The sequence below is a fragment of the Pseudomonas sp. 13B_2.1_Bac1 genome, assembly GCF_025466155.1.
In the GTDB taxonomy this organism is placed as follows: Bacteria; Pseudomonadota; Gammaproteobacteria; order Pseudomonadales; family Pseudomonadaceae; genus Aquipseudomonas; species Aquipseudomonas aylmerensis.
In genome coordinates this window covers 79,277-90,319 of record NZ_JANLOH010000053.1, presented here as the reverse complement: position 1 = coordinate 90,319, position 11,043 = coordinate 79,277, and the positions used below count along the sequence as shown (strand labels likewise).

The window sequence follows — 11,043 nt, the reverse complement described above, 5'->3', positions numbered from 1 at the left end:
CCGTAGCGGCAACAATCGATAAAAAGTCATACTAGCCATGTCCTCACGTCATGGCTGCGCCCCGATGAAACGCCTTCCGCCCCTGCCTGCGCTGCACACCTTCTGGGTCACGGCCCAGTGCTGCAACTTCACCCGCGCCGCCGAGCAGCTGCACATCACCCAGGGCGCGGTGAGCCGGCAGATTGCCGGGCTTGAAAGCCACCTGGGCTATGCCTTGTTCCAGCGCCAGGCCCGCGGCTTGAGCCTGACCGAGGAAGGGCGTGAATGGTCGCTGCGCGCGCAACAGGTGTTCGGCCTGATCGCAGAGGCGGTGGAGCAGATCGGCAGCCGGCGCGAGACCCTGCAACTCAAGGCCTCCACCTGCGTGATGCGCTGGCTGTTGCCGCGCCTGATGCAGTGGCAACGGGAGCGCCCGGATGTGCCGGTGGAACTCACCACCACCGTGGCCTACACCGTCGACTTTCGTCGCGAGGCCTTCGACGCGGCGGTGATCTACGCGCCCATTGCCGAACAGTCGGCCGAGGCCCGGCATTTGTTCGATGAACAACTCACCCCCGTGTGCGCGCCGGGATTGCTCGGCACATTGCTCACGCCTTCGGACCTGCAGCAGCAGGTCTTGCTGCACCCCACGCGCGATGAGCGCGATTGGGCGCTGTGGCTGCAGGCTGCGAATACACGCCTGAGCAATCTGGCCCAGGGGCATCATTTTGAAACCCTGGACCTGGCGATGACCGTGGCGTCACAAGGCTCCGGCGTGGCGATTGGAGACAGCGCGTTGATTGGGGAGGATTTGAAGGCCGGGCGTTTGGCGACACCGTTTGAGCTGAGGGTGCCGACGGGGATGGGCTATTACCTCGTGTACCCGCCGGGGACAGCCCCGTCGGCCGGGCTTGAAGCGCTGATGGAGTGGCTGGTGGGCCAGGCACAACAGGCGGCGCGCTGAGGAGCGAGTGGGGTGGTGGGTTTGTTCGCGAGGGCGGTGGTTCAGGGGATGTTTTCGGTGACTGGCAAGCAGCCTTCGCGGGCAAGCCCGCTCCCACATTTTTAGTCGGTGTGAGGGCTGGGGTGTGGTGGCGTGGCCTGAATAGTCAGGCCGTGCACCGCAGTCATGGACCACGCATCCCCCACTGTGGGAGCGGGGGGGGGGGGGGGGCGGGGGGGGGGGGGGGCGCCCCCCGCGCCCCCCCCCCCCCCCCCCCCCCCCGCCGCCCCCCCCCCCCCGGCCCCCCCCCCCCCCCCCCCCCCCCCCCCCCCCCCCCCCCCCCCCCCCCCCCGTGATGGGGTGAGCAGGCTTTGTGTGGGAAGTAGGTTTCATGTGGTTAGCAGGCTTTGTTGGTTGCAGGCTTCTTGTGGTGAGCAGGCTTTGTAGCTTGTAGGTTTTTTTGTGGTGAGCAGGCTTGCCCTGCGTTGGGGCGCGAAGCGGCCCCTGGTCCAAGCGCCCCGGGGTGTCTGGATAACCCTATGGGGCTGCTGCGCAGCCCAACGCAGGGCAAGCCTGCTCACCACAGGAAACCTGTTCACCACATAGAGCCTGCTCACCCCATAAAAGGGCTGTTCGCCACATAAAGCCTGCTCCACCCAACAAAGCTGTTCACCCCCCAACACACTTTCTCTTCCCAGAGGCCAGGGTCACAGCCAAGCCGCATCCCACAACGGGTAATCGCCAACACGCTCGACCAGACCCGCCCGCAGTGGGTTGGCAATGATGTAGCGAGCCATCTTGCGAAGGTCTTCCTCCACCCGAACCGCGCGGTCGTGGTAGCCACGCTGCCAGAACCTTTCCCGGCTGCGTCGCGCCCGGTTCACGCTCAATGTGCTGCGTGACTTGGTCTGGCGCATGACATCCGCCAGCGTCGCGTCGTTGAGGTCGAACAACCAATGGAAATGATCCGGCATGATCACCCACGCCCACGAGTTGACCATGCCGCTGTCGTGGGCCCGTTTGAGTTCAGCGACCAGCAATCGGCCCAGATGAAAGTCACTGAACAAGGGGAAGCGTGGATGGACCACGGCGGTGACCAGGTAAGCACGCCCGGTTTCCGAGTATCGGCCCCGGCGTAAAAGGTGAGAATTCGGCTGACGAAACAATCCGTTGCTCCTTGCAGGGATGGGAGACTTTCACGTTAGCAGCGCAGGTGAAGTACGCATGGGGAGATCCGTGTCGGCCTGTTTCATCGTGGCAAATGGTCTTGTTGTGGCAAGTTGATTCCGGTGACAAGCAGGTTTCATGTGACAGACGGGGTTGTTGTGGTGAGCAAGCCTTCTGTGGTCAGCAGAACCTTATGGTGAGCAGGCCCTCTGTGGTGATCAGAACCTTGTGGTGAGCAGGCCCTCTGTGGTGATCAGAACCTTGTGGTGAGCAGGCCTTCTGTGGTGAGCAAAAACTTTGTGGTGAGCAGGCTTGCCCTGCGTTGGGGCGCGAAGCGGCCCCTTGGCCAGACGATTGAGTCTTTCTGGAAGCATGCGGTGACTGTATTGGGGCTGCTGCGCAGCCCAACGCAGGACAAGCCTGCTCACCACAAAGGTTCTGCTCACCACACAGAGGGCCTGCTCACCATGTAGGTCCCACTCTCCACAACAAGCCTGGTTGCTACAGCGAGTTTGTTCACCACAAAGGGCCTGCTCACCACAAAAGGCCTATGCCATATAGCGTTTGCTCACCACAACAAACCTGCTGGCCACATAAAGTGTTTCAACCACAACAAACCTATTCAGCCAGCCAACTTGCGCAGCACACTGTCCAGTGAGGTGCTGCCCTTGAGCACCTGATCGTGCTCGAAGCAGATCCAGCCTTCGTTGAACCCGTCGACCATGCGCATGCGCGGTGTTGGGTTTTGTGCGCCTTGGGCACGCAGCAACGCTTCCCAGGTGTCACGCTCGACCACTTCGGCGCGTACGTCACGGCCGAGGATCTGCGTCAGGCTGCGGGCGATGTCGTTGGGGCTGACCCATTGGCCTTCCAGTTCAACCACGCGGCGGCCAGCCCAGTCCTGCTGCAGCAACTGCGCCGCCAGGGCGCCGATGTCGGCGGTGGCGATCATCGGCACGGCCTTGTCCAGGGGTTGCAGGAAGCTATGGATGACGCCGGTTTCCCGGGCGGCGATCACATCGTAAAGCGCGTTCTCCATGAACCAGGCCGGGCGCAGGAAGGTCACCGGCAGGTCCAGGCCACTCAGCGCCTGTTCCATCAGGGTGCGCTGGGTCAGCAGGTTGAGTTCGCGGGCCTGGGCGCCGATGGTGGACAGGCACAGCACTTTCTTCGGCGCCGCTGCCTGGAGTGCCTGGCTGACGGCGGCAATCACCGCGCGCGCTGCGGGAAAGTCCGGCAGCGGGTCGAAATCCGAAGGCGGTAGGATGAACACCCCCGTCGCGCCCCGGAAGGCCTCGGTCAGGGCCTGGGCATCTTCCATTCGCGCCAATGCTATCTCGCAGCCCAGGTCCGCCCAATAGGCCGCCTTGTCCGCGTCACGCATGACTGCGCGTACCGGTTGGCCCGCTTCGATGAGGTGATGCGCGAGGGCGCCGCCGACTTTGCCTGTGATTCCAGTAATGACGTACATGAGCTTTATACCTGCGGTTCCAATGAGTAGAGCCCAGCATAAAGATCGGCCAATGTTGACAGAATAGCGATCCAGTCACTGCGTTGATGACGCCTGGTCACTAATCCGCAAGCGGCGGCAGCCGTCGCTTGACCGGGGTTTTCTTGACGATCGCGGTGTTGGTTTCGGCATACGCGTTCAGCCGGTCGAGGAGGGTGTCGAGGTGGTCCATGGTGCGCACGTGCAAGCGTGCGATAAAGCAGTCATCGCCGGTGACCTTGTCGCACTCGGTGAACTCGGGGATCGCCTGGATCTGGCGTTCAACCTCCTGCAATTTGCCCGGCAACGGGCGGATGCGCACGATGGCTTGCAGCAGGTAACCGAAGTGTCTGGGGTCGATGTCGACGGTGTAGTGGGTGAGCACGCCGCGTTCTTCGAGGCGGCGCAGGCGTTCGCCGACACTCGGCGAGGACAACCCGGTGATGCCGGCCAAAGCCTTGAGGGACAGCCGCGAGTCGTCCATCAAGGCGGCGATCAGTTGCTGGTCGATGGTGTCGATCATGGGGTGCGCCTAATTAGTAAAGGTGAATACGAGGTTTTGCCTTTTTTAGTCGCTGGAGCGGCTGCCAAGCAGATTGCCATAATTGAGCCTCATTTGAGGAGCCTCCATCGTGGACACATCTATCCGTCGCGGTTCGTGGGAAATGGTCGCCGCCATGCTGATCTCCGGCACCATCGGCTGGTTTGTATTGGTGTCGGGCGTGTCGGTGATCGAAGTGGTGTTCTGGCGCTGCGTGATCGGCGGGCTGGCCCTGTTGCTGGTGTGCGCACTGCTGGGCTACCTGCGGCGCGACCTGCTCAGTTGGGCGAAACTCGGCCTGGCGATGCTCAGCGGCGTGGCCATCGTCGGTAACTGGTTGCTGTTGTTCGAGTCCTATTCCCACGCGTCGATCGCCATCAGCACGGCGGTGTACAACGTGCAGCCGTTCATGTTGGTGTTGTTGGCGGCGCTGTTTCTGGGTGAAAAGATCACCGTGCAGAAGTTGGCCTGGTTGAGCGTGGCGTTCCTGGGGATGCTGGCGATTGTCACGGCCCATGGCGAGCAAACGTCGGGCGGTGGCGACTATCTCGCCGGGATCGCCCTGGCCTTGGGCGCGGCCTTTTTGTATGCGATTGCCGCGCTGATTATCAAGCGCTTGAAAGAAGTGCCGCCGCATTTGATGGCGTTGATTCAGGTCACCACCGGCGCGGTACTCCTGGCCCCCCTGGTGCCCTGGAACAGCCTGCCGGCATCGACCAACGCCTGGTCGGCCTTGATCACGCTCGGGGTGGTACATACCGGGTTGATGTATGTGCTGCTGTACGGCGCGATCCAGAAATTGCCCACGGCCATCACCGGCGCGTTGTCGTTCATCTACCCGATTGCGGCGATCCTGGTGGACTGGATCGCCTTCGGGCACCGCCTCGGCTGGCTGCAATGGCTGGGTGTGGCGGCGATTCTGCTGGCAGCGGCAGGGTTGCAGCGGGGCTGGTGGTGGCCCCGCTCCCGCAGCGTCAGTGCGTGCCCTGGTAGATGAGGTTTTCGGGATCGAAATGCGCCACGCCACTGCCCGGTTGCGGCAGGCCGAGGATATGCCCCTTGATCTTGCCCACCACGTGCATCTCGCAGGGTTTGCAGTCGAACTTCAGGGTCAGCACTTCGTCGCCATGGATCAGTTGCATCGGCGCAACCTTGGTTTTCACCCCCGTCACGCCCTTGGCCTGTTTAGGGCACAGGTTGAACGAGAAACGCAGGCAGTGCTTGGTGATCATCACCGGCACTTCGCCGGTTTCTTCATGGGCTTCGAAGGCGGCGTCGATCAACTTCACGCCGTGGCGATGATAGAAGTCGCGGGCCTTCTGGTTGTAGACGTTGGCCAAGAACGACAGGTGCGCTTCCGGGTACACCGGCGGCGGCGTGGTTTCGGCCTTGCGCCCGCCACGCGGGTGCGCCGCGACGCGAGCAGCGGTCAGGGCCTCGATCACTTCGCGGCGCAACGCCTTGAGCTGCGAGTTGGGGATGAAGAACGCCTGCGGCGCATCCAGCGCAATGTTGGTCGCGTGGTATTCGGTGGTCCCGAGTTGGCCGAGCAGATCGCGCAGGGTGTCCAGCGCCTGTTCCGGCTTGTTGGCCACACCGAACGGGCCGGGCAGGGTGACGCTGGCGCTGATGCCTTCTTCGCTGGTCGCGGTGACGTGCAACTGCTCTTCACGCAGGCGCGCCACCCATGACAGGCCGATCCGGCGTTCAGCCGAGGTCTTGAGCAAGGCCTGCTGCCAGTTATGGTCCAGGTTGCGGTTCAGCGGATGGTTGGGGCGCAGTTGATGCAGGCCGGCTGGCATTTCGTTCGGCTCGACGCGGTAGCGATAGCGTTTCTCGCCGTCTTCCTCGAATTCGCCCTTGGGCTCGGCGATGTTCGCGCGAAAACCCACCACTTCACGCTTGACCAGCACATTGAGGCCGTCGCCGTTGGACAGCGGCTCATGGGTCACCACCTGCAGGTCGCGCTTGCCGGCTTTTTCCACCACACCCACCGGCAGGCCGGTGAAGGTTGGGGTGTCGAAGGCGCCGATGTCGATCTTGCGGTCGCTGACAAAGTAATCGGTGCTGCCCCGGTGGAAGGTTTTTTCCGGGTCGGGCAGGAAGAAGTGCGCGGTACGGCCGCTGGAGGCGCGGGCCAGGTCCGGACGGTCTTCAAGAATCTCGTCGAGGCGCTGGCGGTAGTAGGCGGTGATGTTCTTCACATAGCCCATGTCCTTGTAGCGGCCTTCGATCTTGAACGAGCGCACGCCGGCCTCGACCAGGGCGCGCAGGTTGGCGCTCTGGTTGTTGTCTTTCATCGACAGCAGGTGCTTTTCAAAGGCCACGACGCGGCCCTGGTCGTCCTTCAAGGTGTACGGCAGGCGGCAGGCCTGGGAGCAATCGCCACGGTTGGCGCTGCGGCCATTCTGCGCGTGGGAGATATTGCACTGCCCGGAGAACGCCACGCACAGGGCGCCGTGGATGAAGAACTCGATGGCGGCATCGGTTTCGTCGGCGATGGCGCGGATTTCCTGCAGGTTCAGTTCACGGGCCAATACCAGCTGCGAGAAACCGGCCTGGTCGAGAAACTTGGCGCGGCCCAGGGTACGGATATCGGTCTGGGTACTGGCGTGCAGCTCGATAGGCGGGATATCCAGCTCCATCACGCCCAGGTCCTGCACGATCAACGCGTCGACACCGGCGTCGTAGAGCTGATGGATCAGCTTGCGCGCAGGTTCCAGTTCGTTGTCATGCAAGATGGTGTTGATGGTGGTGAACACGCGCGCGTGGTAACGGCGGGCGAATTCCACCAGTTGAGCGATATCGCTCACCTCGTTGCAGGCGTTATGGCGGGCGCCGAAGCTCGGGCCACCAATGTAGATGGCGTCGGCGCCATGCAGGATAGCCTCGCGCGCGATGGCGACATCGCGGGCAGGGCTGAGCAATTCCAGGTGATGCTTGGGCAAGGACATAGTTTTTTTAGTCAGGCTTGTCACGGTTGAGGCGCGCATTGTAGCCGTGAAATGCCTGACCGGCATCACTTCAGGCTTGAGCGGCCATCGCGGTGACTTCCACACGCATGCCGTCGACCGCCAGGGCGGCGACGCCAACAGCCGCGCGCACGGGCCAGGGCTTGGCGAAAAAGCGTTTGTAGACTTCATTGAAGGCGGCGCGGTCGGCCATGTCGGTCAGATAAATGGTCAGGTGCATCACCCGGTCCATCGAGCTGCCGGCCTTTTCCAGGGCGACTTTCAAGGCCTGCAGGGTGCATTCGCTTTGCGCGGTGATATCGCCCAGTTCCAGGCTGCCGTCGGCGCGGGTCGGGATCTGGGTGGAGACCAGGATGCCATTGAAGCCGATGACGTCGGAGGAAATCGAATCGGCATCCGGATCGGGAGTGTAGGACAGGTCGTGGTTGGCCATGGGCGCCTCTGGTTGGCAGTCAAGGAAAGGCGCCCATGGTCCCCGAAAATCACAACAGGGGCAAACCGGCGGGTCAGTGCCAGCGGCGGAACAGCACGCTGGCATTCACGCCGCCAAAGCCGAAGCCGTTGGACAGCGCGTATTCAATGGCCATCGGCCGTGCCTCACCGCGCAGCAGGTCCAGGCCCTCGGCGAGGGCGTCAGGGTTGTCCAGGTTGAGGGTGACCGGGGCGATCTGATCGCGCAGGGCGAGGACGGTAAAGATGGCTTCGATGCCGCCCGCAGCGCCCAGCAAGTGGCCGGTGGCGGATTTGGTCGAGCTGATCGCCGGGCTGCCCGTGGCGCCGAACACCGTCTTGATCGCGGCCAGCTCGCCTTTGTCGCCCACGGGCGTCGAGGTGGCGTGGGCGTTCAGGTACTGCACCGCAGACGCCTCGATTCCGGCCTGGCGCAAAGCCTGGGTCATGGCCCGGCGTGCGCCGTCACCGTCTTCCGGGCCGGCCGTCATGTGATAGGCATCGGCACTGGTGCCGTAGCCCACCAGTTCGGCAATCGGCTGGGCGCCGCGTGCCAGGGCGTGTTCGAGTTCCTCGATGACCAGGATGCCGGCGCCTTCGCCCATCACGAAGCCGTCGCGCGCCTGGTCGAAGGGGCGCGAGGCACGTTCCGGGGTGTCGTTGAAGTCGCTGGACAGCGCCCGCGCCGCTGCAAACCCGGCGAGGCTGACCCGGTGGATGGCCGCTTCGGCGCCCCCGCACACGGCGACATCGACTTCACCGGCACGGATCATCCGCGCGGCGTCGCCAATCGCCTGCACGCCGGCCGCACAGGCGGTCACCGGTGCGCCCAGCGGGCCTTTCAAACCGTAGTTGATCGATACATGCCCGGCGGCCATGTTGCTCAGGAACGACGGAATAGTGAATGGCGACAGACGCCGTGGACCCTTGCTGTCAGTGGTGCGCACCGCATCGGCAATCGCCGGGAAACCGCCTACGCCCGAAGCAATGATGGTCGCGGTGCGTTCCTGTTCTTCCGGGGTTTTCGGTGCCCAGCCGGCTTGCTTCAACGCCTCGTCGGCCGCCGCCAGGGCGAACAGGATAAAGCGGTCCATCTTGCGCTGTTCCTTGGCCGCCAACAGCCGATCAGGATCAAAACCCGCCTCGGCATCCTGCTGCGCACTCTGGACTTGGCCGCCGATGCTGACCGCCAGGTTGCCAATCAATTCTTCAGGCAGGCGACGGATGCCCGACTGGCCTTTCAACAGGCGCTGCCAGGTCGCTTCCACGCTGGCGCCCAGCGGCGTCAGGGCGCCCATGCCCGTCACAACGATACGTTTACTCATGATCAATCGACTCCGGTTGTGTTGAGGGTACAGACCCTATGGACGTCACTATCATGATGAAAGTAACATGGCGTCACACAACTTTATAGCGACTCACAGGAACCCCTATGCAACGCAAGTCCCTGACCCGCGACGAATGCCCCATCGCCCGCAGCCTCGACCGGGTAGGGGAGTGGTGGAGCATCCTGATCATGCGCGACGCGCTGCAAGGCCTGCGCCGTTTCGATGAGTTTTCGCGCAGCCTCGGCATCGCGCCGAACATGCTCACGCGCCGCCTCACCGCCCTGGTGGACGCCGGGATGCTCGAGCGCAAGGCCTACAGCGAACGGCCGCCGCGCTACGAATACGTACCGACGGCCAAGGGCGAGGATTTTCGTATGGTGCTGATGTCGCTGGTGGCGTGGGGCAACCGGCACTACGCCGAGGAAGGCGCCAGTGTGCAGGTGGTGGAGCGCGGGACGGGGCGGTTGGTGCAGCCGATGATGGCCGATGCCGATGGGCAGGTGGTGCCCCTGGATGCCTGCACGTTGCAGGCCGGTCCAGCCGCCAGCGCGGGGATGCGCGAGCGGCTGGAGTCATTCGGGCAGTGATTACAGCAGGGTGAACGGGTAGTCGACGATCAGTCGCAACTCGTTCAAATCGCCATCGCGCTGGTCGGCGTTCGACGCCACGATCGCATCGCGCACGCGCAGCGACAGGTTTTTCGCCGGGCCGCTCTGAATCACGTATTTGGCCTCAAGGTCAGTCTCGTGGTGAGCGCCATCGGCACCATAGTCGCCGGCATACGCGCTGTTGACCGGCGTATGGGTGCCGTTGATGTCCGAGCCATTGATGTAACGGCCCATGAAGCTCAGGCCCGGCACACCATAGCTGGCCATGTTCAAGTCATAGCGGATCCCCCAGGACTGTTCGCCCGGGCCGTTGAAGTCGCCCCATTGCACCGAGTTGGCCAGGTACACCGAGTCGCCGCCTTCACCCGCGCCGTTGTTGCCGGTGCCGATGTAGTCAAAGGGCGTGTCGCCGTGCACTTTCTGGAACGACAGCGTCAGCGTGTGGGCCTGCAGGAACGAATACGCCGCCGCGACCGAATACGTGGTGTTGTTGATCGCGCCGGCCTTGGCGCTGCCGGTGTCGAGGGTGCGGTAGAGGTTGCCGTCCAGGGCCAGCGACTGGTCATGGCCCAGCGGGATGACGTAGTTGAGGTTGGTGTAGTACTGACGCCAGATATCTTCCAGTTCGCTGGCGTACAGCGTTGCGCTCAGGGACGGAGTGAAGGCGTATTTGCCGCCGACAAAACTCGCGCTGTTGGCCGGCACGTTGGCGTAGGTGGCGTAGATATCGTGGTCATGGTCGCTGGTCATGCCGCTGTTGGTACTGGTGAAGTGCCCGGCTTCCAGGTCCAGCCCGGCGATCTCGCTGCTGGTCAGGTCAAAGCCGGTGGCGGTCTGGGGCAGCAGGCGCGTACCGCCGGTGGCGAACACCGGTGCAGTGGGCTGCATGTCACCGAACTTGAGTTGGGTCTTGGAGATTTTGATCTTCACCGCGGCACCGACGGAGCCGTAGGCATCTTCGGGATCGCCATGCCGGTCGGTCGGCAGGTTGCCGGTGCCGGCGTCCGCATGGGTAGCGTCGAGTTTCAGCCCGCCGTAGGCGTAGGCATCCACGCCGAAACCAATGGTGCCCTGGGTAAAGCCCGAGGCGTAGTTGAGCATCGCGCCCTGGGTCCAGTCACGGTTGTCGGCCCTGCCGCCTTCGCGGTTGCGGTCGAAGTAATAGTTGCGCAACAGCCCGGTGACACTGCTGCCCTCGATAAACCCTTTGGAATCGGCCTGGTCGGAGACGGCGTCGGCTTGCGCGAATTGGCTGATACTGGCGCACACCGCCAGCGCTAACAGGCTGCACTGTTTGATCATGTTGTGACTTCCCCGGAATAATTAACGCGCACAGAAACATCGCACTGACTGGATGGCGCATAAGAGCGTATTGGCAGATGTTTTTCAGGTGAGGCGTTACGATTCTTATTGTGTTCGGCGAGTTTGCCGAGGTTGATTCTAAGCACAGTTCACGCGGCCTGCAGCCAGGCGCTGGATTAAACTCGATTAATTAAACTTCACACTATTTAATCAAGCAGGGGTGTAGCGTTGGACCTGTCTTAGCCGCTCTGCTTCGACAATAAC

General features: G+C 63.0%; 10 protein-coding genes. 3 read left to right on the top strand and 7 right to left on the bottom strand.

The window, feature by feature from the left end:
• Positions 1-64: 64 nt before the first annotated feature.
• Positions 65-943: a LysR substrate-binding domain-containing protein gene (locus tag NTD80_RS13030; protein ID WP_262133928.1), complete on the top strand. Its 879-nt coding sequence runs from the start codon at positions 65-67 to the stop codon at positions 941-943.
• A gap of 686 nt (positions 944-1,629) precedes the next feature.
• Here the strand turns inward: NTD80_RS13030 and NTD80_RS13025 are convergent.
• The 3 genes from NTD80_RS13025 to NTD80_RS13015 form a co-directional block, all read right to left on the bottom strand.
• Positions 1,630-2,088, bottom strand: a complete 459-nt coding sequence (locus NTD80_RS13025) for an REP-associated tyrosine transposase (RefSeq protein WP_106803884.1) — start codon at positions 2,086-2,088, stop codon at positions 1,630-1,632.
• A gap of 623 nt (positions 2,089-2,711) precedes the next feature.
• Positions 2,712-3,560, bottom strand: a complete 849-nt coding sequence (locus tag NTD80_RS13020) for an NmrA family NAD(P)-binding protein (protein ID WP_262133925.1) — start codon at positions 3,558-3,560, stop codon at positions 2,712-2,714.
• A gap of 100 nt (positions 3,561-3,660) precedes the next feature.
• Positions 3,661-4,101 carry an Lrp/AsnC family transcriptional regulator gene (locus NTD80_RS13015; RefSeq protein WP_065905217.1) on the bottom strand — a complete coding sequence of 147 codons (441 nt, stop codon included), beginning with the start codon at positions 4,099-4,101 and terminating at the stop codon, positions 3,661-3,663.
• A 109-nt stretch (positions 4,102-4,210) separates the two neighbouring features.
• On the opposite strand from NTD80_RS13015, the gene NTD80_RS13010 reads away from it, so the two are divergent.
• Complete coding sequence (locus NTD80_RS13010; protein WP_106803881.1) at positions 4,211-5,116, top strand: DMT family transporter; 906 nt, start codon at positions 4,211-4,213, stop codon at positions 5,114-5,116.
• Here NTD80_RS13010 and NTD80_RS13005 read toward each other — a convergent pair.
• The 3 genes from NTD80_RS13005 to fabF form a co-directional block, all read right to left on the bottom strand.
• Positions 5,094-7,073 (bottom strand): peptidase U32 family protein, encoded by a 1,980-nt coding sequence (locus tag NTD80_RS13005; protein ID WP_106803880.1) that lies wholly within the window; start codon positions 7,071-7,073, stop codon positions 5,094-5,096. The two genes, NTD80_RS13010 and NTD80_RS13005, sit on opposite strands and share 23 nt — an antisense overlap.
• A 70-nt stretch (positions 7,074-7,143) precedes the next feature.
• Complete coding sequence (locus NTD80_RS13000; RefSeq protein WP_065905223.1) at positions 7,144-7,524, bottom strand: RidA family protein; 381 nt, start codon at positions 7,522-7,524, stop codon at positions 7,144-7,146.
• Between the two features lie 73 nt (positions 7,525-7,597).
• Positions 7,598-8,866, bottom strand: a complete 1,269-nt coding sequence (gene fabF, locus NTD80_RS12995) for a beta-ketoacyl-ACP synthase II (RefSeq protein WP_262133924.1) — start codon at positions 8,864-8,866, stop codon at positions 7,598-7,600.
• 107 nt (positions 8,867-8,973) lie between these two features.
• Between fabF and NTD80_RS12990 the strand changes: the two genes are divergently transcribed.
• Positions 8,974-9,456, top strand: coding sequence for a winged helix-turn-helix transcriptional regulator (locus NTD80_RS12990; RefSeq protein ID WP_120448580.1), 483 nt, complete (start codon positions 8,974-8,976; stop codon positions 9,454-9,456).
• Here the strand turns inward: NTD80_RS12990 and NTD80_RS12985 are convergent, their stop codons facing one another.
• Positions 9,457-10,779: an OprD family porin gene (locus NTD80_RS12985; protein ID WP_065905229.1), complete on the bottom strand. Its 1,323-nt coding sequence runs from the start codon at positions 10,777-10,779 to the stop codon at positions 9,457-9,459. It lies immediately after the preceding gene.
• Positions 10,780-11,043 lie beyond the last annotated feature (264 nt).

Excerpts from the sequence above, each read along its gene's own strand:
- NTD80_RS13020 (WP_262133925.1), bottom strand. The coding sequence starts at position 3,560 with ATGTACGTCATTACTGGAATCACAGGCAAAGTCGGCGGCGCCCTCGCG.
- NTD80_RS13000 (WP_065905223.1), bottom strand. The coding sequence starts at position 7,524 with ATGGCCAACCACGACCTGTCCTACACTCCCGATCCGGATGCCGATTCG.
- NTD80_RS13030 (WP_262133928.1), top strand. The coding sequence starts at position 65 with ATGAAACGCCTTCCGCCCCTGCCTGCGCTGCACACCTTCTGGGTCACG.
- NTD80_RS12990 (WP_120448580.1), top strand. The coding sequence starts at position 8,974 with ATGCAACGCAAGTCCCTGACCCGCGACGAATGCCCCATCGCCCGCAGC.
- NTD80_RS13005 (WP_106803880.1), bottom strand. The coding sequence starts at position 7,073 with ATGTCCTTGCCCAAGCATCACCTGGAATTGCTCAGCCCTGCCCGCGAT.
- NTD80_RS12985 (WP_065905229.1), bottom strand. The coding sequence starts at position 10,779 with ATGATCAAACAGTGCAGCCTGTTAGCGCTGGCGGTGTGCGCCAGTATC.
- fabF (WP_262133924.1), bottom strand. The coding sequence starts at position 8,866 with ATGAGTAAACGTATCGTTGTGACGGGCATGGGCGCCCTGACGCCGCTG.
- NTD80_RS13015 (WP_065905217.1), bottom strand. The coding sequence starts at position 4,101 with ATGATCGACACCATCGACCAGCAACTGATCGCCGCCTTGATGGACGAC.